Annotated in this window: 19 protein-coding genes; 11 read left to right on the forward strand and 8 right to left on the reverse strand. The window is 52.3% G+C overall.

Annotation, left to right across the window (positions count from 1 at the left end; translation table 11 throughout):
• Positions 1-36 precede the first annotated feature (36 nt).
• From murJ to CWO84_RS17640, 4 genes are all read left to right on the forward strand, one after another.
• Positions 37-1,584 (forward strand): murein biosynthesis integral membrane protein MurJ, encoded by a 1,548-nt coding sequence (murJ, locus tag CWO84_RS17625; RefSeq protein ID WP_101054226.1) that lies wholly within the window; start codon positions 37-39, stop codon positions 1,582-1,584.
• Positions 1,585-1,669: 85 nt separating this feature from the next.
• On the forward strand, positions 1,670-2,497 hold the full coding sequence (proC, locus tag CWO84_RS17630) for a pyrroline-5-carboxylate reductase (RefSeq protein WP_033159144.1): 828 nt from the start codon (positions 1,670-1,672) through the stop codon (positions 2,495-2,497).
• Positions 2,497-3,072, forward strand: a complete 576-nt coding sequence (locus CWO84_RS17635; RefSeq protein ID WP_033159143.1) for a YggT family protein — start codon at positions 2,497-2,499, stop codon at positions 3,070-3,072. Before proC ends, CWO84_RS17635 begins: the two co-directional genes overlap by 1 nt.
• A 19-nt stretch (positions 3,073-3,091) precedes the next feature.
• Complete coding sequence (locus CWO84_RS17640) at positions 3,092-4,096, forward strand: DUF4124 domain-containing protein (RefSeq protein WP_225892918.1); 1,005 nt, start codon at positions 3,092-3,094, stop codon at positions 4,094-4,096.
• Here CWO84_RS17640 and argB read toward each other — a convergent pair.
• Genes argB through coaBC form a run of 4 tightly spaced genes read right to left on the reverse strand, consistent with a single transcriptional unit; the run spans position 4,079 to position 9,176 of the window.
• On the reverse strand, positions 4,079-4,972 hold the full coding sequence (gene argB / locus CWO84_RS17645) for an acetylglutamate kinase (protein ID WP_033159176.1): 894 nt from the start codon (positions 4,970-4,972) through the stop codon (positions 4,079-4,081). The two genes, CWO84_RS17640 and argB, sit on opposite strands and share 18 nt — an antisense overlap.
• Before the next feature lie 12 nt (positions 4,973-4,984).
• Positions 4,985-7,522, reverse strand: coding sequence for a phosphomannomutase/phosphoglucomutase (locus CWO84_RS25025; protein WP_101054229.1), 2,538 nt, complete (start codon positions 7,520-7,522; stop codon positions 4,985-4,987).
• A gap of 15 nt (positions 7,523-7,537) precedes the next feature.
• Positions 7,538-7,993 (reverse strand): dUTP diphosphatase, encoded by a 456-nt coding sequence (gene dut, locus CWO84_RS17655; protein WP_101054232.1) that lies wholly within the window; start codon positions 7,991-7,993, stop codon positions 7,538-7,540.
• A complete protein-coding gene (gene coaBC, locus CWO84_RS17660) occupies positions 7,965-9,176 on the reverse strand; it encodes a bifunctional phosphopantothenoylcysteine decarboxylase/phosphopantothenate--cysteine ligase CoaBC (RefSeq protein ID WP_101054235.1) in 1,212 nt (403 codons plus the stop codon). The genes dut and coaBC overlap by 29 nt, the downstream gene beginning before the upstream one ends.
• A 285-nt stretch (positions 9,177-9,461) precedes the next feature.
• On the opposite strand from coaBC, the gene CWO84_RS17665 reads away from it, so the two are divergent.
• The 3 genes from CWO84_RS17665 to CWO84_RS17675 all read left to right on the forward strand — a co-directional run bounded on the left by CWO84_RS17665 (position 9,462) and on the right by CWO84_RS17675 (position 12,781).
• Complete coding sequence (locus tag CWO84_RS17665) at positions 9,462-10,349, forward strand: NF038132 family protein (protein WP_101054237.1); 888 nt, start codon at positions 9,462-9,464, stop codon at positions 10,347-10,349.
• A 461-nt stretch (positions 10,350-10,810) separates the two neighbouring features.
• Positions 10,811-11,668, forward strand: coding sequence for a transglycosylase SLT domain-containing protein (locus CWO84_RS17670; RefSeq protein WP_101054239.1), 858 nt, complete (start codon positions 10,811-10,813; stop codon positions 11,666-11,668).
• Between the two features lie 345 nt (positions 11,669-12,013).
• Entirely contained in the window at positions 12,014-12,781 is a 768-nt protein-coding gene (locus CWO84_RS17675) for a GGDEF domain-containing protein (RefSeq protein ID WP_051670463.1), read from the forward strand.
• Positions 12,782-12,796: 15 nt separating this feature from the next.
• Here the strand turns inward: CWO84_RS17675 and ppa are convergent, their stop codons facing one another.
• Entirely contained in the window at positions 12,797-13,342 is a 546-nt protein-coding gene (gene ppa, locus CWO84_RS17680) for an inorganic diphosphatase (RefSeq protein WP_033159137.1), read from the reverse strand.
• A gap of 72 nt (positions 13,343-13,414) precedes the next feature.
• On the opposite strand from ppa, the gene CWO84_RS17685 reads away from it, so the two are divergent.
• Positions 13,415-14,230 carry a DUF2797 domain-containing protein gene (locus CWO84_RS17685; protein WP_205451359.1) on the forward strand — a complete coding sequence of 272 codons (816 nt, stop codon included), beginning with the start codon at positions 13,415-13,417 and terminating at the stop codon, positions 14,228-14,230.
• A 290-nt stretch (positions 14,231-14,520) separates the two neighbouring features.
• Here CWO84_RS17685 and CWO84_RS17690 read toward each other — a convergent pair whose 3' ends face one another.
• The 3 genes from CWO84_RS17690 to dnaB form a co-directional block, all read right to left on the reverse strand.
• Positions 14,521-15,300 carry a hypothetical protein gene (locus CWO84_RS17690; RefSeq protein WP_101054245.1) on the reverse strand — a complete coding sequence of 260 codons (780 nt, stop codon included), beginning with the start codon at positions 15,298-15,300 and terminating at the stop codon, positions 14,521-14,523.
• 298 nt (positions 15,301-15,598) lie between these two features.
• A complete protein-coding gene (alr, locus tag CWO84_RS17695) occupies positions 15,599-16,711 on the reverse strand; it encodes an alanine racemase (protein WP_101054248.1) in 1,113 nt (370 codons plus the stop codon).
• The gene (gene dnaB, locus CWO84_RS17700) at positions 16,708-18,102 is read right to left on the reverse strand and encodes a replicative DNA helicase (RefSeq protein WP_033159133.1); all 1,395 of its coding nucleotides are present in this window, start codon (positions 18,100-18,102) and stop codon (positions 16,708-16,710) included. The genes alr and dnaB overlap by 4 nt, the downstream gene beginning before the upstream one ends.
• Positions 18,103-18,446: 344 nt before the next feature.
• On the opposite strand from dnaB, the gene CWO84_RS17705 reads away from it, so the two are divergent.
• From CWO84_RS17705 to CWO84_RS24730, 3 genes are all read left to right on the forward strand, one after another.
• On the forward strand, positions 18,447-19,616 hold the full coding sequence (locus CWO84_RS17705; RefSeq protein ID WP_101054251.1) for a LamG-like jellyroll fold domain-containing protein: 1,170 nt from the start codon (positions 18,447-18,449) through the stop codon (positions 19,614-19,616).
• A gap of 22 nt (positions 19,617-19,638) precedes the next feature.
• Positions 19,639-20,202, forward strand: a complete 564-nt coding sequence (locus CWO84_RS17710) for a VPLPA-CTERM sorting domain-containing protein (protein WP_033159131.1) — start codon at positions 19,639-19,641, stop codon at positions 20,200-20,202.
• Positions 20,203-20,568: 366 nt separating this feature from the next.
• Positions 20,569-21,258, forward strand: a complete 690-nt coding sequence (locus tag CWO84_RS24730; RefSeq protein ID WP_033159130.1) for a VPLPA-CTERM sorting domain-containing protein — start codon at positions 20,569-20,571, stop codon at positions 21,256-21,258.
• Positions 21,259-21,292: the final 34 nt, after the last annotated feature.

The raw sequence follows: 21,292 nt of genomic DNA on the forward strand, positions 1-21,292 counted from the left end.
ATTTTTAGTGTTCCCAAACTCAATCTGAGGCCTGCAGTGAGCAAGCAGCTGTTTAAATCCACCGCAATCGTTAGCAGTATGACCATGATTTCGCGGATCATGGGTTTTGTAAGAGACATGCTATTTGCCAACATTTTTGGCGTTAACGCGGCAACCGATGCGTTTTTCGTGGCCTTCAGGATTCCGAACTTTCTACGCCGCTTATTCACGGAAGGCGCGTTCGCGCAGGCATTTGTGCCGGCACTGACCGATTATAACGAAAAAGGTAGCCGCGAGGCATTCCAGCTGTTTATCGACCGCACCGCCGGCACCTTGGCTGTCTTGTTGATGTTATTCACAGTGGCAGGCGTCATTGCAGCGCCGTTGCTGATCCTGCTTTTTGCACCCGGCTTTCTGTGGGAAGGCGGCCAGTACGAACTGGCTGTGCAGATGCTGCGCATCACCTTCCCGTATCTGTTCTTCGTTACGTTGGTTGCCTTCGCCGGTGCGATTTTGAACGCACGCGGCAAATTCGCCATTCCGGCACTGACTCCAGTATTTCTGAATATTTGCATGATAGGCGCTGCAATCTGGATTTCGCCGTTAATGGCCGAACCGATTATGGCTTTAGCGTGGGGCGTATTTGGCGCCGGCGTAGTGCAACTGTTATTTCAAATCCCTGCACTGATAAGGCTCGGCTTGCTGCCCAGGCCGCGCTGGGGCTACCAAGACCCAGCGGTGCAACGTATGCTCAAGCAGATGCTCCCCGCCATTTTTGGGGTCTCCGTGGTGCAAGTCAATTTGCTGTTCGGCACTCTGGTAGCCTCATTTTTAACTTCGGGCAGCGTTTCTTGGCTTTACTACTCCGATAGACTGGTGGAGTTTCCGCTCGGAATTTTGGGTGTGGCGCTGGCGACAGTCATTTTGCCGAGATTGTCCGAGAACCATGCCGCTGAAGATGCCCTGGCCTTTTCCAAAGCGTTGGACTGGGGCTTGAAACTGGTGTTACTGATCGGCCTGCCTGCTACCCTGGGTTTAACACTGCTGGCTGAGCCCTTGTTATCAACGCTGTTTCAATATAATGAATTCGGCAGCGACGATGTGCGGATGGCAGGCAAGAGCCTGATGGCTTATGCGCTAGGCTTACTGGCCTTTATGTTGATCAAGATATTGGTTCCAGGCTTCACTTCCCGCCAGGATACACAAACGCCAATGCGTTTTGGTATGCATTCCATCGTCGCGAATATCATATTGAGTGTGCTGCTGGCATTTCCCTTCGCTCATCTTGGCATCGCCCTGGCAACTACCTTGTCTGCATACCTAAACGCGCTCCTTCTTTTGTTGACGTTGTTAAAAACCCGAATTTACCAGCCTTGCGAGCAATGGCTAATATTCATAATGCGGGTTGTGGTGGCCAACGCAGTGATGTCGGCGTTTTTATATTATTTTGTCGACGTGACGCTTTGGCTCGATTGGAGCGCGTCGCAACGAGGCCTGCACCTGGGGATAACAATCGGCTCGGCAATCTTGATTTATAGTTCGGCGCTGATACTGTTAGGTATCCGCCCCCGGCATATCGGCTTGCAAAAATCCGTAACGACTTGAGATTCTCTGCGACGCCACCATTGTCATGTAGAATGCATCGCGAAAAGCGGTTTCCGTAACAATTCAACAGACTAATCAGTAAGCTATGAAAACAAAAACAATCGGTTTTATTGGTGGCGGTAATATGGCGACCAGTCTAATCAGCGGCTTGATTGCCAGCGGCCATTCACCGCAGCAGATCTGGGTGTCGGATACCGCGCCCGCCACGTTGCAGGCTCACACCGATCAACTTCATGTCAATACTACCGCCAACAACGAGACAGTCATTAACGAAGTCGAAGTCGTGGTGCTGGCAGTTAAACCGCAAATATTGCGCGATGTTGCTTTGCAAATCGCTCCCAGCCTGAAACAAAAGAATGTGCTGGTCGTATCGATTGCCGCCGGCATTTCCCAACAAAGCCTGTCTAAGTGGCTAGGTAGCGAGGCCGCTATCGTGCGCTGCATGCCAAACACACCGGCACTGGTGCAAACCGGTGCAACCGCATTGCACGCCAACGCCAATGTTGATGACGAACAAAAAGATCTGGCCGAAAATATTTTACGCGCTGTCGGTTTGGCCCTGTGGGTCAACGACGAAAACCAACTTGACGCGGTAACCGCCGTCTCCGGCAGCGGACCAGCCTATTTCTTCCTGCTGATGGAAGCGATGGAAAAAGCCGCCCTGGAATTGGGCCTGGACGAACGTTCCGCCAGACTGCTGATACAACAAACCGCGCTGGGCGCCGCCAAAATTGCTTTGGAATCGGCCGAATCGCCCGCACAATTGCGCGCCAGAGTTACCTCGCCGGGCGGCACCACTCAGCAAGCCATAGAGACATTTATGCAAAACGGTTTTGTCGAACTGGTTGCCAAAGCCTTGCATGCCGCCAATGACCGTTCCATTGAAATGTCAAAACAACTAGGAGCCGACTAATGGGCAGCAATTACATGACCGACCCGATAGTGTTCCTGATAGACACCCTGTTTTCTTTATACATTTTAGCGGTGGCATTGCGCTTCTTATTGCAGTGGACCCAGGCCGATTTTTACAACCCGGTATCGCAATTTCTGGTGAAAATCACCCATCCGCCGCTAAGGATCATGCGCCGTTTCATCCCGTCTATCGGCCGCATCGATAGCTCTTCTCTGGTATTGGCCTTGTTGCTGCAAATAGTAGCCAACTTCTCGATACTGGCTATTAAAGGCTTGTCCGTGAGTTTTGTGGCATTGACGTTATTGTCGTTTACCGACTTGCTGAAAATGCTGATCGATATTTTCGTTTACGCCATTTTTGCCGGCGCCATCCTCAGTTGGTTCGCCCCCGGCAGCTACGGCTCAGCCTCATCGATTTTGTACAGTTTGACTGATCCGCTGCTGAACGTGTGTCGCAAGGTTTTACCCGACCTGGGCGGGATAGATTTATCGCCGCTGGTGGCGCTGGTATTGTTGCAACTGGCAAAAATGATGATTTTGCCGCCCTTGCATCAATTGGTCAGCCTACTGGGCTAGGCCTCTAGCCAGTATTGCCATGCGACATGCCCCCTTCAAACGAACCTCATTTGTCGCTCTAGCTTTGCTATGTGCATTGGGTCAGCCGGCATATGCCAAAAAAATGTATCGTTGGGTGGATGAAAACGGTAACGTCTATTTCTCCGACCAAGTACCGCCGGATCAGGTAAAGCACAAACGGGAAACATTAAGCGAGAAAGCCCGCGTGCTCGATGTGCTTGAAAAAGCCAAAACCGCCGAACAAATAGCCCAGCAAAAGCGGCTGGATGCGCTACGCAAGGAACAGGAAAAGATCATTGCCAGGCAAAACGCCAACGACAAAGTCCTGCTGAGCACTTTTCGTAACATTGATGATATGAATAAAGCCTTGAGCAATAAAATGGCATCCTTCGATGCCGGGCAAAAAGTGATTGAAGGCAATATCGAACGCATTCAACTGCAATTGCAGCAGCAACAGCAACAAGCCGCCAATCTTGAGCGCGGCGGCAGCAAGATACCGCCGAAATTACTGGCGGATATTGCCGCCAGCAAACAACAGATAGAAGCGGGCAAACAAGAGCTTTTGCGTCACCAACAAGACAGACAAAACAGCGAAAAAGAATTCAAAGCCGACATAGCCCGCTTTCAATTCCTCACCCAAGCCAACAACAACGACGGAAAACCGGTCAACGGCGATAGTTTAGCGGCCAGTAACGCTAGCAACGAGTTAGGCCTGTTTGTTTGCCAGGACGCCGGGCAATGCGAAAAAGCCTGGAAAGTCGCCGGCGAGTTTGTCGCGACTCACTCCACCACCGGCCAAGACGTGGAAAGCGAGAAACTGATCATGCGCGCAGCCCCGCAGAAAGACGACGATTTAAGCTTGTCGGTATCACTGCTGGAGCGCAACAATACTTTGCAGATATTTCTGGACATCCGCTGCCGCCAATCCAGTATCGGCAACGAATTATGCTCAGGCGCCAAGGCTCAGAGCATTCGCCAAGCCTTTGCGCCTTTTATTCAATCCAGCTTAGCGGCGCAACAATAAGGTACCGACACCCTGATCGGTGAACAGCTCCAGCAACACCGCGTGCTCGACCCGCCCGTCGATGATATGCACACTGGTCACACCGCCCTTCAACGCATCAGTGCCGCAGCGGGTTTTCGGAATCATCCCCCCGGAAATCGTGCCATCGGCAATCAGATTATCAATATCAGTCAAGGTCAGGCCGGTCAGCAAATTGCCCTGTCTGTCCATAATGCCGGGGATGTTGGTCAATAGCATCAGCTTTTCGGCTTTTAACACTTCGGCTACTTTGCCAGCCACCAAATCCGCATTGATATTATAGGAATGTCCGTCCTTACCCACGCCAATCGGCGCGATCACCGGAATAAAATCACTGTTACCCAACATTTCCACCACCGCCGGATCGATACTGCTGACTTCGCCGACATGGCCCAGATCAATGATCTCCGGTGCGTCGTCCAGCGTCGCGCCGGCCTTGGTCATGTTGATTTTGCGGGCGTGGATGAAATTGCCGTCCTTACCGGTCAGACCTACCGCCTTGCCGCCCTGCATATTGATCATATTCACGATCTCTTTATTCACCAAGCCGCCCAGCACCATTTCCACCACATCCATGGTTTCGCTGTCGGTCACGCGCATACCGTCGATAAACTCGGAGGTTTTACCCAGGCGTTTTAACAAGTCGCCGATTTGCGGCCCGCCGCCATGCACGACGATAGGATTAATACCTACCAGCTTCATCAACACGATGTCGCGGGCGAAGCTGTGTTTCAACGCATCATCGACCATCGCGTTGCCGCCGAATTTAATGACAACGGTTTTGCCCTTGAATTTTTGAATATACGGCAAGGCTTCGATAAGAACGTGGGCAATCTGGTGCGCGGTTTTTTCTTTCATAATCACTAACAATTAAAAAGGTAGTTTGATATCGGGTTTGATTTGCAGCATCAGCTGCCTGAATTGAGCTTGAATACGTTGCATCGCATCCTGGCTATCCGCTTCAAAACGCAGAGTTAGAACCGGTGTGGTATTAGAGGCTCTGACCAGGCCCCAGCCGTCAGCAAATTCGACGCGCATGCCGTCGATATTGATGATCTTGCCGTCTTTAAACTTGGCCTGGCTGAATAGCTGTTCCACGAAGCGGACGCCTTCGCCTTCAGCCAGAGGCACATGCAGCTCCGGTGTATTGATACTATCCGGCAGTTCGGCAAATACGTCGCTACTGCTACGCATATCAGCAGACAGAATTTCAATCAGCCGCGCCGCCGCATATAAGGCGTCGTCGAAACCAAACCAACGGTCGTTAAAGAAAATATGTCCACTCATCTCACCGGCCAGCGCCGCCGTGGTTTCCTTGAGTTTGGCTTTCATCAGCGAATGGCCACTTTTCCACATCAACGGCCGACCGCCGCGTTTGACGATTTGATCGTGCAAATGCCGGGAGCATTTCACGTCGTAAATAATTTCCGCACCCGGTTTATTGGCCAAGACATCGCGGGCATACAGCATCATTTGCCGATCCGGCCAAATAATTTTGCCGCCGGAATCGACCACGCCAATTCGGTCGCCGTCGCCGTCGAACGCTACGCCTATATCGGCCTCGTAATGCTTCACAGCCTTAATCAGATCGCCCAGATTTTCCGGCTTGCTGGGATCGGGATGATGATTGGGAAAATTGCCGTCAATCTCGCAATACAACTCGATCACTTCGCAACCCATCGTGCGCAACAGAATCGGTGCCAGTTGTCCGGCCGCACCGTTGCCGCAATCGACAGCCACTTTCATCGGTCTAACCAAATGCACATCGTCAGAAATCATGCCGATATATTCGTTGCTGAATAGACTATTCAGCTCGATGGAACCCGGCGTGCCTTCGCTGAAATCACCGGCCTCAATGCGTTTTTTTAATTGTTGAATCTTGTCGCCGGATAAAGTTTCACCGTTCAAAACCAGTTTCAGGCCGTTATAGTCAGCCGGATTGTGGCTACCGGTGATCATCACACCGCTACGGCCTTCGCTGTGCTGGGTGACAAAATACAGCAGCGGCGTCGGTACCAAGCCAATGTTTAATACATCGCAACCTGCTTCGGTAATGCCTTTTGCCAACGCATCCGCCAAGCCGGGGCTGGATAGCCGGCCGTCCCTGCCCATCACAATAGTCTTGATATTTAGCTGCCTGGCTTCGCTGCCCAAAGCCCGGCCGATCTTGTGCACCGTTTCCGGCGTCAAGCCGCGCCCGACAATGCCGCGAATATCATAAGTACGGAAAATATCGGCAAAAGACTCGCCTGCCGTCGGCGCAACGTTTGGCATCGCCACGGGTGCCGATTTCTCGGCGGGAGCAACCGCACTCAGCGGCGCCTGCTCGGCCACGCTGATAGGCGCCGTGCCCAAGCTGACCGGCACACTGGCATAGTGTTCGGCGGTTTTAGGCGACTCTTCGATAAAATCAATATCGAACGACTCGTCGAAAAAATCGTACTCGCCCAATTCGTCAGGGACTTTACTCGGGCTTTTTTCTTGCTCCAGGATGCGTTTAAACTGCGCCAAAGTCGAAATAATCGGCCGCATTTCATCGAGTTGCACCGGATAGTGGCCAACTTGCTTGCCGGTCATCATGTCCTTGGCGGCCTTTAAAATACTGCTTTGGTCATGATGCAGATAATCGGCCAATTTACGATAACCGATAAAAAACGCCAAACAACCCAACAAAGCGGGGATCAAGATAATGCAGGAAAATAAAATGATGTCGTCGGTACTGGTGCCGCCACCTATGGAAAGCTCCAACGACCAGCGGCTGTTAGTCAGCGGCATCACTTGCGGCTCCTCCGCCTTCAATTCCTGCATGCCGACACTAGCCAATACCGCCTGCTCTTGCTTGATCTCCACATAACCGTTGCCGACAGTAGTCTTGCTAATCAGCTGTTGCAATAAATCCGGCTTTAAACTAACCAAAATCACGCCGATTACCTGCTGGTTTTGACTGACCGCAGCCGTCATTGCCAAATGCCGATGCTCGCCCTCGCCTTGCACGAAGGGCTTTTGCTTGGCGGTCAGCGTGGCGCGCACCATTTCCAAATCGGCAAAGCCCATATTCGGCACTTGGCTAAGATCCGGCTCGCTGACCGTCGCCGGCAACAAGCGCACACGCAGCGCTTGTGGAATCGTATTCTGTAGCCTGGCAGCGACATTATCCAAGGTCGCTGGATTATGGCTATCGCTGGCAAGTGCCGCCACCACATCCGGCGCCTGCGCCAGACCGTCGATGACCCGCTGCAAGGTCTCAATCTGGCTGACAATGCTGACTGTCATGCCGCTGGCGATTGCAGTGGTACTGGTTTGCTGGGTTTCCCTGACCTGGGCCGCGGAAAACCAATAGGCGCCGCCACCGGCCAATAACACCATCAGCGCCGCGATGCCCGCTACTATGCTAAATATGCGTCCCATCCGTCGCGACTCCGCTTAGTGCCGGCCGCTGTGTCCAAAACCGCCGCTGCCGCGATGGCTTTCGTCGAAATCGGCGACGCACTCAAACTCGGCCTGCACCACCGGCACAAACACCATTTGCGCGATGCGTTCACCTATCTCGACGGTAAATGCGCTATTGCCACGATTCCAGCAGGAGATAAACACCTGCCCCTGGTAATCAGAATCGATCAAACCCACCAAATTACCCAGCACGATGCCGTGCTTGTGCCCCAGGCCCGAGCGCGGCAGCAATACCGCCGCAAAATGCGGATCGTCGATATGAATGGCTAGGCCGGTAGGTATCAGGGCCGTTTCGCCCGGCTGCAAGGTCAAGGCCTGATCCAGACAGGCGCGCAAATCCAGCCCCGCAGAGCCTTGGGTAGCGTAGGCGGGCAAAGCAATCTCCCGGCCCAGACGCGGATCAAGAATTTTTAACTGGATTTTTTTCATGCAATTTCTCGGCTATCAGTTTAAGCAGCTGTGCGGCTAAGGTATGTTTATCGGTCATCGGCAGGATTTGTTGACCACCCGACCAAAATACATGCAAGGCGTTGCGATCACTCTCGAAACCACCTTCGGTTTGTCCGACCCAATTCGCGGCGATCAGGTCCAGGTGTTTGCTTTGCAGCTTGTGTTTGGCGTAATTTTCCAGATCGTCGGTTTCCGCGGCAAATCCCACAACCAAAGGTTTTGGTTGTAATTCAGCCACCGCGGCAATGATGTCCGGATTTTTTACCAAGGCTATATTGCTGGTGTCGCCAGCCTTTTTTATCTTGCTGTCAGCCAGCTGTTGCGGCCGGTAATCCGCTACCGCCGCCGCACCAATGTAAATATCTGCAATCCGGCTATGCATCATCACTGCATCATACATTTGCAAGGCGGTTTCCACTGGAATAAGTTTGGCGCCGGCCGGCACGGCTAAGCTGACCGGGCCACTGACCAGTGTCACGTTGGCACCGGCTGAGAGGGCGGCGACGGCCAAGGCATAACCCATTTTGCCCGAACTGCGGTTAGTGATGTACCGCACCGGATCAAGCGGCTCTCGCGTCGGTCCGGCACTGATGACTATGTTAATGCCCGACAGAAAACCGGGCTGCTCAGGCGCCAGCAGTTGCCGACAAATCTCGGCCGGCTCGACCATGCGTCCCAAGCCTTGCTCGCCGCAGGCCTGCTCGCCAGCCGCCGGGCCGATGTATTGCACACCATGGCTTTGCAGCCTGGCAACATTCTCTTGGGTTACCGGTTTCCCCCACATTGCCTGGTTCATCGCCGGCGCGACCCATACTGGGCACTCGGCCGCAAGATACAAGGTAGATAGCAAATCATCCGCCAAACCATGCGCCATTTTCGCCAAGGTATCGGCGGTCGCCGGCGCAATCAGCAATAGGTCTGCCCAGCGTGCCAAATGGATATGGCTCATGGCCTGTTCCTGCTCGACATCCAGCAAATCGCTATGCACGGCATGGCCGCTCAAGGCCTGAAAGGTCAACGGCGTAACAAACTGGCGGGCGGCTGCGGTCATCACTACGCGAACTTCATGGCCTTGCTTCCGCAACAAGCGCACCAGTTCTGCCGCTTTATAAGCCGCGATACCGCCGCAAACCCCCAACAAAATTCGCTTGTTAATGTCCATACCCCCAGAAGATCAGTTCTTGGAATTATGGCAAACTCGACCTTTGATGTATAGGAACAGCTCATTTTGCAATCAGTCCGCACCGCCACCGCTTAAATCTTAGATTTTACAGTTGCCTTGCTGAAAACCGGCCTACTGTATTGAACCTTTTTGCCGCCACCTGGAATACACCGCGAAATAAGTTTCGCCGATTAACCAGGCAAACAGCACGATCTAATGAGATTGGTGCGGCTTATTCATTAAAACCCTGAGCCTTATCCATACACAGAATAAAAAGGTAAAACCATGAAAATTACGCGCACTTCCCTGATCGCCCTCAGTTTAAGCGGGGCGCTTGTGCTACCTACCGCGCAAGCTGCCAATATTTCCTTAAGCAATAACACCTGGACGGCAAGCGGCGCAGCTGGGCTGATTTACGGGGACAATACGGTCAATAACTCACCGACTGGAAACGCTCAGTTCGGTTACCTGTCGACATCCGGCGGTGTTTATGGTGTTTCGTCTTTGGTTCTGAGGGATGAAGGACGCGGCACCGAGAACCAAACCAATGGCTCGAAAATTCAATCGAATGCTTTCAGTGCCAATGCGAATGACACGCTGACTTTGCAATTCAATTACATTTCAACCGATGGCCGTGGTTATGACGACTACGCCTGGGCACGCTTGGTCAATGCGGCTACCCACAATACTGCCGCCTGGTTGTTTACAGCCCGCAGCACCAATTCCGCTAACGGTAATGTCGTGCCCGGTAACGTGTTGGATCGTCAGGTAGATAACAACTTACCGGACGAGCTCGATGCGGTATTGAATGACGGTAACACCATTGGCTTTGCTGCGGCTGGCACAAGCTGGATACCGTTGGGTGGTTCAAGCGGCATTTGCTGGGATAACGCCAACACCTGTGGCCCGACCGGCTGGATTAAGTCCGCTTACTCGTTCACCGCAACCGGATCGTATTTTCTTGAGTTTGGGGTGACCAACTGGGGCGACGAAGCGTTTGATACCGCCCTTGCTTTTGATTTTGGCGGACTACAGCAAGTGAATTTCAGCGGTGTCGCAATAGTGCCGCCACCCGCGACGGTGCCTCTACCTGGCGGCTTCCTGCTGATGTCTTTGGGTATGGGCTTAGTCAGCGCAATTTCTCGTAGGAGCAAATTTGCCGGCCAATCCTGAAAACTCTGCGGCAAGTCATCTTGATAAGAAATCAGGGGATGATTTTGTCTGTTCTGTACTAATGAAAACCACGAGCCAAACCAGGCCCCGCGCCGGCAGATCCGCCACAACCACATCAAAAACAACAGTTTAAATCGCCGTAAAATCAACCCTATGATATATTCGCGCCAGACTCACCTGCCCATATGGGCAATATAGCCTCAGCAAAACAGGCGGTATAGTGCGGCCAACCTTGAAGCAGTTCCGGTAAAGCTAACACCCTCAGCAGCCCCGGAACTATTTCAAGGTTTGCCAACATCCTGCGGGATGCAATGAAGCGCAATTGCACGGAAACTCGGCCATATGGGCGATCAAGCACTTGCAATGTATACGGTAGCTGGAAGCTTGGAGGATTGACGCTTCAATCCTTTTCCGGCCGGGTTTAGAAGAGCCTAGTCTCAGCAATACAGAACGAGAATTTTATGAACTTGAAACGCCAATCGCTACTTGCCCTGTGCTTGAGCCTCACCACCCAAATCGCTAATGCTCAGGACGTAGCGCCGGTTAATCTGGAACAAATCCGCAAGACCGCTGCCGATTTCGAACACGGCCGCACTGTCAAACAAGATTACCATCAAGCTTTTGATATGTACTGCAAGGCCGCGCTGCAAGGCGATGCCGAATCGGCTTACAGCATCGGCTTTATGTATTTCAACGGCCGCGGCGTGGCTCGTAGCATTCCGCTGGCCAGTCACTGGTTTAAACAAGCGGCGGAACACGGCGATAGTCACGCCAAGCAAATGCTGACCCGTTTCGGCGATGTAACACCCAGTGACGACCCAGCCTGCCAACCACCGACTCCGGAACCCGAAGTGAAGCTGGTCGCTGATCCCAATCCTAACCGCGAATTGGTCGAAGCCTGGGTTAAAGAGATTGCACCGATATACAGCATCGATCCGCAACTGATCATGGCGGTGATTCAGGCCGAATCGGCTTTCAACCCCAGCGCGCTGTCCGGTAAAAATGCCCAAGGCCTGATGCAACTCATTCCGGAAACCGCCGAGCGCTTTGGGGTAAAAGACAGCTGGAATCCCATTCAAAATATCAAAGGCGGCACCGCTTATCTACACTGGCTGCTAAGACATTTCGAAGGTAAAGTCGATTTGGTGCTGGCCGCTTATAACGCCGGCGAAGGTGCAGTAGAACGCTATCAGGGCATCCCGCCTTATCAGGAAACTCGCAATTACGTTAAGCAAATTCTCGCAGCCTATCAGAAGCCAACCCATCCGGTACCGCCGCAAGAATTGCAAAAAAACTTGGTTATCGAACAAAAAACCTAAGTTACCGCCCCCCCTCTCCAGCTATCCAAACCTGGGAATACGGTATTTCGTAATATTGACGAAATACCGTCTGCACTTAGCATCCATATCCCGCATTATCCAGCCCCTCTTCCATTTTTTCATTCCTGCCAAACTCCTTCAACAACAGGCAGTTACCCAACAACAGCTTTAAAGACCGCACGTCTGGCACAAGAATTGATCCAGTTGAGCCAACAAACCTCGGTTAACGAGATTTCCGGCCACTCAATTCAAATGGGTTATTGTCATGAACGTTGATAATTCGATCTTCTCTAGCGCAGTGTTGACTGCCATCGATTCAGCCACTGACTTAATGGAGGCGCTGTGATGGATAACCGAATCAAAGTCCAGCAACATAAATACACTGTTGTTTCACCCATCGTCGCCCAGCGCTGGCTTAGCCAAACACCGGCATGCGAAACCGACAGCGAATGCTGTCAATTGAATCAATCCCGAGCCGAGCTTGCGGCATTGGAACGCGCCCTGGCGATTAGTCAGCAACAGCTGGCCGACGCCCGCCGACAAATCGAGTCGCTGAACGCCACTCGCAAAACCTTGGAACAGCAACTACTGGAAAGTAACGAGAATTACAGGCAAGCGCTGCATTGCGCACATCATGACGAGTTAACCGGCTTACCTAATCGAGTTTTATTGCTGGATAGACTGCAACAGGCCATGGCCCAAGCGGATCGCCAGCAACGGCCGGTCGCCCTATTGTTTATCGATCTGGACGAATTCAAAAACATCAACGACGAACTCGGCCACGCGGCCGGCGACCAATTACTGAAAGAAGTGGCGGAACGCTTGTCGGCTTGTCTGCGCTGCGGCGACACCGCTTGCCGTTACGGCGGCGACGAGTTCTTGGTGTTGTTGGGTGAAGTCGATGCTGATCGCAGCGTGGCGGCGGTGATAGAAAAAATTCAGTCCCAGCTGGCCGAAACTTGCAGCATTAAGGGCAAGCCGGTTGCGATCAGTGCCAGCATAGGCGCGGCCATCTATCACCACGACGGCCAAAGTAGCCTTGACTTGCTGAACCGGGCCGATAGCGCGATGTACCGCGCGAAAAAACTGAAATTATCCCAAACGATCAACTAACCACAGAGCAACAGATTAGCGACGGCTGCTATGCGAGGTTTTATAGCGGCCGACACTATCTAAAATTTCCTGCCGCGCATCTTCAAGGCCACCCCAACCTTCCACACAGACCCATTTGCCTTCCTCCAGGTCTTTGTAATGTTGGAAAAAATGGGTGATCTTGGCCAACTTGTCTGGTTGCAAATCCTTGTAATCGTTGACGTGATTGTAAAACGGCGTCAAGCGCGGCACAGGTACCGCCAACAGCTTGGGATCAGGGCCGGCTTCGTCTATCATTTTCAACACACCTACCGGCCGGCAATTGATCACGCAGCCACTCAGCAACGGTGCCGGCGTGATGATCATTACGTCCACCGGATCGCCGTCTTCGGACAAAGTTTGCGGGATGTACCCGTAATTGCAGGGATATTGCATGGCGGTGCCCATGAAGCGGTCCACTGTCAGAGCGCCGGTATGTTTATCCACCTCGTATTTGACCGGATCGCTGAATGCGGGAATCTCGACCACCACATTTATTTCAAACGGAATGTTGCCACCCGCAGCAACTTGCATGAATGACATCGAATCCTCTTTGAGTACGCTGGAAACGCTGTCATTATAGCCGCCGTTATTCAGCTATCGGGATTAAATCAAGTGTTAGGCAGTCTGCAGAAAATGACCAGCGCGTTGGCCGCGCCAGTGCAATACCGCTTGCCGGTCGGCGAGCAGGCAATCGAATTGAACCCGCTGTTGGGCAAAAAACTCACGCTACGTTACACCGGCCAAATCTTTTGCGTGCATTGCGCAAAAAAAACCAATAAAAGCTTCAATCAAGGCTACTGCTACCCCTGTTTCATCAAGCTGGCGCAATGCGATATGTGCATCATGAAACCGGAAACCTGCCACTACGCCGCCGGCACCTGCCGCGAACCGAGCTGGGGCGAGGAGTTTTGCTTTCAACCGCATATTGTCTATCTAGCCAACTCTTCCGGCATCAAAGTGGGCATCACCCGCCAATCGCAAACCCCAACCCGCTGGATCGATCAAGGCGCGGTGCAAGCCTTACCCATTTTTAAGGTCGTTTCTCGCCATCTGTCGGGTTTGATCGAAGTCACCCTGGCGCAACACGTCAGCGACAAAACCAGCTGGCAGCAAATGTTGAAAAACAACACCGCTCCCTTGGATTTGCCGGCCATCCGCGACGGCTTGCTCACCGAATGCGCCGAACAATTACAAAACATCGCCGTGCAATTTCCCGACAGTCCGCCGCAGCTGCTCAGCGATGCCCAACCGCTAACGCTCGACTATCCGGTGTTGCAATACCCCAGCAAGGTAAAATCGTTTAATTTCGATAAAGAGCCATTAGTGTCCGGCGTTTTAGAAGGCATCAAAGGCCAGTATTTGATCTTCGACAACGGCGTGATCAATATCCGCAAATATTCGGGGTACGAAGTGGAGGTGCTGGTTTGATCGCAATAATCTGGCTGCTGCCAATCTCGCACATTCTTCTGATGGCACGATAATGCGTAGGATGGGTAGAGCAACGCGAAACCCATCAAAGAAGATCAAGATTAGTTTCATGCTTGTAATGGCATGACTTGAATTTGGATTGATTAATCTGATGGGTTTCGGCTATCGCCTCTACCCATCCTACGACCCTAATTGCACATCAGATGTAGGGTACGCACCGCGTACCATTAAAGCCTTCATGGTAGCAAAAGCCAGAAGGTACGCGGTGCGTACCCTACCGGGCTTACCGATCATCGGCCGTGCTCACCAGGAAGTACGATCGCTTTGGACCCGTGAAGCACAGATCGGTCACCGCCTTCATATCGAGAAGTGAACGGGCCGATCTTGCCTTCTAAATAGTGGAACCACTTTCTTCCGAGGGCATCAATGAACTCCACCAATTTATCGGAGGCCCGGTCGCTGTAGGACGGATTCCAAATCAATTTGGGCTCGTCGGAGTTCGAAACCTCGACGTGACGGTTGATGGTGATGTACAGAAAACAATCGATGGAAGAGTAAGAATGAACCAATGCATCGCACGCCAGCGCGTGGACAATGTCGGGAGCCACACTCGTGAACCCATCGTTGACGAATATCAACACACCATGGGGCTCCGAAAGGCTCAGTTTTTCCTTTGTCTCTCGAATCTGGCGATTTGCCTTCTTTAGTATGCGCAAGATGGCTGGTCTAGCGAGGCGCACAAACTCTTTGTGAAACCAGGAGGGGTATTTGCCGTCGCCTCCGAAGATCAGGGGACGCCACGTTGGATCTTCACTGGAGAGACGAGCAAGAAGTCCTTCGAATCCACGCTGAGCGGACTCCGAACGAAGAAACTCAGTTTCTACTTCCTTTAGTTCAAGGACCGATCCGATGTTCTCAAATAAGTAGTCTGCGTTGTCGAAGTCGGGTGATTTCGAGAGGCTGTCGGCAATTCTCCTCCCTCCGACACTCGAGACGAACTCATCCCACGTATCCTCAACCGGTAAAGGTAAATGCGGACCGACGTCCCAGAATCTAGGTCTCTCTGCCATCGCTAAGCTCGCCCTCCCAAAGCCGCCGAACAAGTTATTAAGTTGTTAACAGTATATCTACCTAAAAATGCTATTTGATACGCTAATTTATTGATTCGTACAGAACTTTTCCTTATGTATATCATCGCTGTCAGTTTGTGATGGCTGGTAATGATCCAACTGCCGCCATTGATCACGCTAGGCGATAGACAGCTTAGCATCGATAGCGCGCTCCGGACAATGCTGTGCTCAACGCCCGCGAAATTCGGCAATCGACCAAACAACCTCCGATTTTCGCTTTGCAACTGAGCCTTACAGCCTAATCCAGCCTACGCTCGATCACCTGCACCCGCTGCGTAATTCCGCACAACAAAGTATACGGAATGGTTTCCGCGTAACGGGCGATTTCTTCCACCGGCAAGCCGTCGCCCCACAAGGTTACCGGATCGCCGGGTTGCGCATCCGGCAGTTGGTTGAGATCAACGGTGATCATGTCCATGGATACCCGGCCAATTAACGGCACCCGTTGGCCGTTTACCAACACCGGCGCGCCGCTCTTGGTGTGGCGGTGGTAGCCGTCGCCGTAACCGATGGAAATTACGCCCAGTCGAGTTGCGGTTTTGCATTGCCAGGTACCGCTGTAACCGACCGTTTCGCCTGCGGAGACATCCTTGACCGCGATCAGCCGTGAATGCAAACTCATCACCGGCTTTAAACCAAAATCCGCACCGGTTTTACCGGCAAACGGCGAGCAGCCATAGAGCATCAATCCCGGTCTCACCCAATCGCTACTGCGGTCCTGAGCGGTGCCGAAACGGACATTCGGCCAGCCGATAATCCCTGCGGAATTGGCGATGCTGCACGCGCCGGGATAGTCTTTGACCGCGTCGTTGAACAAATCGATTTGCCGGCGGGTTTTATCGTCCAGCAAATCGTCGGCATTGGCAAAATGGGTGATCAGATTGATCGGTTGCTCGACCCGCGCGCAGCCCAACAGTTGCTGGTAAGCATCATTGAAATCGGCGCCTTTAAAGCCCAAGCGATTCATGCCGGTGTCCATTTTCAGCCAGACAGCAAGTTTGCCTTCGGCGTCGGCTTGCTGCTGCAGAATGGCAATTTGCTGCGGGGTATGGATCACCGCCGCCAATTGATACTTCAACAACTGCAACAACTCATCGACGCAGACAAAGCCCTGCAATACGGTGATGGCTTGTTTAAATCCAGCTTGCCGCAGCCTGACGCCCTCGTCCACCCGCGCGACCGCAAAACCATTCGCCGCTTCCAAAGCGGTGGCTACCCGCGTCATGCCGTGGCCGTAGCCGTTGGCTTTGATCACCGCCATGATTTTTTTGTCCGGCGCGTAACGCTTCACTTGGGCCAAGTTGTGCCGCACGGCTTCCAAATCCAGATGCACAAAAGCCGCAGGCGTCATTCGTAATCCTCGGGGCCGTTATAAACGCCGGCAAAGTTTTCGAAACGGGTGTATTGGCCCAGGAAAGTCAACCGCACCGTCCCCAAAGGTCCGTTCCGCTGCTTGCCGATAATCACTTCGGCGATGCCTTTGTCCGGGCTGTCTTCGTGGTAGACCTCATCGCGATAAACGAAGATGATCAAGTCGGCATCCTGCTCAATCGCCCCGGACTCGCGCAAGTCCGACATCACCGGCCGCTTGTTGGGGCGCTGCTCCAGATTCCGATTCAACTGCGACAGCGCGATCACCGGTACATTGAGCTCCTTGGCCAGCGCCTTCAAGCCCCTGGAAATATCGGAAATCTGCTGCACCCGGTTATCGCCGCTTGCAGGCGATTGCATCAACTGCAAATAGTCCAACACGATCAGGCCCAACTGACCGTGTTCGCGGGTCAAACGCCGGGCGCGCGAGCGGACTTCAGTCGGCGTCAAGGCCGGCGTGTCGTCGATGAACATCTTGGTTTCCGCGAGCAGATTGATCGCCGAAGTCAAACGCGGCCAATCGTCGTCGTCCAATTTGCCGGTACGGACTTTATGCTGGTCAATGCGGCCCAGCGACGACATCATCCGCATCGCCAAGGATTCGCCCGGCATCTCCATACTGAACACCGCAACCGGCATGCCGCTTTTCAGCGCCACGTTTTCAGCCATATTCATCGCAATCGTGGTTTTACCCATCGATGGCCGGCCAGCCACGATAATCAAATCGGCGGGCTGCAAACCGGAGGTTTTTTCGTCCAGATCGGTGAAGCCGGTGCTGGCGCCGGTGATGTCGCCATCGAGTTCGTAGAGAGTTTCGATTTTATCCACGGCCTTGGCCAGCAAGGATTTGATCGAGCTAAACCCGCCCTGCCCACGTTGGCGCTGCTCGGCGATTTCGAAGACCTTGCGTTCGGCATTTTCGAGCAAATCGGCAGTTTCCCGGCCCTCAGTGGTAAATGCCGAATCGGAAATCTCGGTACCGACATGAATCAATTGCCGCAAAACCGAACGATCCCGGACGATGTTGGCGTAGGCGACAATATTCGCGGCGCTGGGCGTATCGCGCGCCAGCGTACTTAAATAAGCCAAACCGCCCACATCCTGCAATTCGCCGGTCGTTTCCAGCACCTCGGACAAAGTCACCACGTCGAACGGGTCCTGCTTCTCCGCCAACTGGGCGATAGCACGGAAAATCAATCGATGATCGCGGCGATAAAAGTCGGTCTCGACCACCTTATCGGCAACCGAATCCCAGGTTTGGTTATCCAGCATTAAACCGCCCAGCACCGACTGCTCGGCCTGAATGGAATGCGGCGGCACTTTTAGGGATTCGACGGCTTGATCGGGGGTGAAATAGTAGTCTTCGGACATGGCGGAGAAGGGTTGTCAACAATAGCCGCGGATTATACCCGGCTATGCCCATAGCGGCAGCGCCGAGCGCTTTGACGAATGCCGGTAAATCAAACAAATCAACCCTAAATGTCATCAAGCCACAGAATTAACTCACTAGTTATCGATTGCCTAATTACCTTATATTTCGTACCATAAATTTTGGCGCCTCTCCTGGCTTTTATCGGCTTGTTGCCGGCCATGGCGCTTCGCTCCATCCTCTTTTCTTACAATAATTCTAACTATTCGCCTGCCCTACCCAGCTAACCGACACCATAAACGGGTTGCGGCATATTGTATTTCTTGACTCCCTAAAGGAGGATTCTATGAACGGAATTAAACGCAAAACCCTATCTGCCATCGCATGCCTGGTGGCTTTGCTCGGCTTGCTCAGCCCTGCAGCCCAAGCTGAAACCGGGAATGTGGTGTTATGGAACAAATTGGGCAGTGATGCTGAGATTGCGAATAGCGAAGTGGGGCCTGGAGGCCAAAAAACAGCTGGGCATTTCGCGCCAGGCCCTTTTGCTAATTTTGGTCAGTCTTTTGTGAATGACGTTGGGAACTCAAACGTGTTTGCCTTAACTTTTCCTGCCACATCCGTTGTGTCAAAAAGTAAGGGAACAATAGAATTCTGGGCAAAACTCAGTAATTTCCCAAGTAACTTTTTTGATGCAGTGACTATGATTTTTTACGTGCCTCCACCTAGTTTGCCGGTATTTCATTGGAGAATGGGGTTTGGGTCTAATAACGGCTGTGGTGGCTTCGGCTTTTACGGGACAGTAGGGGTCGCAACTAATAGCTTTTGTAGTGGGCTAGTGGATACTGCAACCCAATCCGGAACATTAGATAGCATTCTTGGTGACCGTTCAGCCTGGCACCATTATGCGATGGTATGGAATGAAACAGGTATTGCGCAATTTGGTGGACGTAAGCTTTATCTTTATCTTGATGGAAACCTTGTTACAACACAGCGCTACCATGATGCCTCACCATGGGGTGCCATACCTGATGGCTCACGCCTTGCTCTCGCCTACTTTTACAATATCTCAGGCGCTAGTGTTGCAATTGACAATTTAATTGTCTGGGACGATGTTAAAACGGACTTTTCTGACCGGTTTATAGAAAACCCAGTGGGTTGTGGAGTAGGTGATCTTCCTGAGTTGTTTGCATCTATCACCGCTAAATCGGGTACTCAAACTGAACGCCAATGGACTATCACCCTGTCAAACAAGAGCGGATGTATCGCCGAAAATACCCAGATCGACGGCTTAACCCTTACACAAACTTCCGGAGCCGCTTGTAACCCAGTCATTACAAGTCCCTTATCCTTTCCGTTAGGCGTCGGCAACATCCAGGCAGGGGCTAAAGTGAGCGGCACCACCACAATCAATTTTAGCGGTTGCCCAAATAGCGCCAGATTTAAAGCTGTCATCCCGTTTAGCAGCAATAACGGCGAAGTAACCGGATCGAAAACCTTAACCAATCAATTCCGCTAGACCTTAATAAGGAGATATTCTGATGATCAAACAACTTATCCTGTTAGCCAGTTTGCTGTGTATTCTTCCCTCTAGCCAAGCAGCGACCTCATTACAATTAGAGCCGACAAACGGCTTAATCGAAGGCGATGCGGGCGATACCGTGGGCTGGGGCTTCCTGCTCACCAACACGCAAAACTACCTCGTGGTGACCGGTGCGGAATTTCAGTCCTCTACCTCCCCAGGTATATTCACGGACTTTATCAGCGCACCCGAAAATTTCTTCGTTGTGGGACCGGGCTTTGGCGCCAGCACCGTCTGGGGGCAGACATTCGATGCCGCCAGCCAAACCGGCGTAGGTAGTTTTAAAATTGCTGACAACGCCGCGCAGGGCACCGTCTTTGGCCAAATTGTACTGACTTACGATTTATTCACCCGCAGCCCGTTTAATCCCTTGTTCGATCCTGACACCGACACGCTATCCAACGGCAATGTATTAACGGCAAATGCCTCGATCAATATCACGACCGTGCCGTTACCTGCAGCCGCATGGCTGTTTGGCGCGGCATTGGCGGGACTGGGATTTATCGGGCAACGCCGCATCTGAGAGGACTCAAAATAAACACCGCCTGCAAAATTGAGGCGGTGTTTTCGCAAAATATTCTCGGCCGCCTCTTTAAGCAAATGAGCGGGCAATTCGCGCTTTGTGATACCGCTTTCAGATCTGTGAGTTGTTCTTATTGCCCAACAGTCGACTCGGATGGGAGGTAATCCATACCGCACCTGAGCGATCCCGCTATCCAAGCACTCCGCCCAAACCGTCCGCCATGACAAAATTGTCATGGCACGAACGGACAATTAAACGACGTTACATACCCGGATAAACTGCTCACCAGATGATTTGCCGCACACATCCTGTTCTGCGTCCAATCACCTCCGATAAATTTCCATTCATTACTTCTGGGTACTTGCTATGAAAACGCTGTTTACTGCTTCCATCCTATTATCTTCGGCCCTATTCACTTCCTCCGCCTTTGCGTCGAATGGGTTTGAACACGAACATGAACACGACAATCAGTCAGAACACGGTAGCTGCGGCAACCAGGCATCTTGCGATTTGGAAAAACTGAGCCTGACGTTATCAGGCGGCAGCAACGGCACGCTAATTTCGAAAGCCGACAACATTAGCAGCAACGATAGCTACACCCTTAACTTCAACTATCAGCTGGACACCACCTTTATCAACAGCGCTCTGCTGAAAATATGGTTGCGTGACGACTCAACATCGGCCGACGACTCCATCATCTTAAATGGCCTGTTAAAAGACAAAAACGAATACGCTCGTATAACATCGATTAACGGCTCCAACGTTTCCACGAGCTGGACCGAAGTCGATGGCTACAAACAATATATCAGCTTGGATGTTAGCGATTTTCTTTCCAAAACCGGCTTCGCTTCATTGACGGCCGTATTGGGCGTGAAGGATTATGGTAGCAAAGATTATTTTTTCAAAGCGGCAGAGCTCTATGTTGAATATTGCCTGGACAACAATGGCGGAAGCGGTCCCATTACCGCGGTCCCGGTGCCGGCAGCAGCTTGGCTGATGGGTTCCGGCTTACTCGGTTTGATAGGTTTTAATACCAGAAAACAACGCCAAGCGTAATCAGCCATTTAGCTCGCTGTCGCTAAAAGCCGGA

This window comes from Methylomonas sp. Kb3 (assembly GCF_002834115.1).
Classification (GTDB): domain Bacteria; phylum Pseudomonadota; class Gammaproteobacteria; order Methylococcales; family Methylomonadaceae; genus Methylomonas; species Methylomonas defluvii.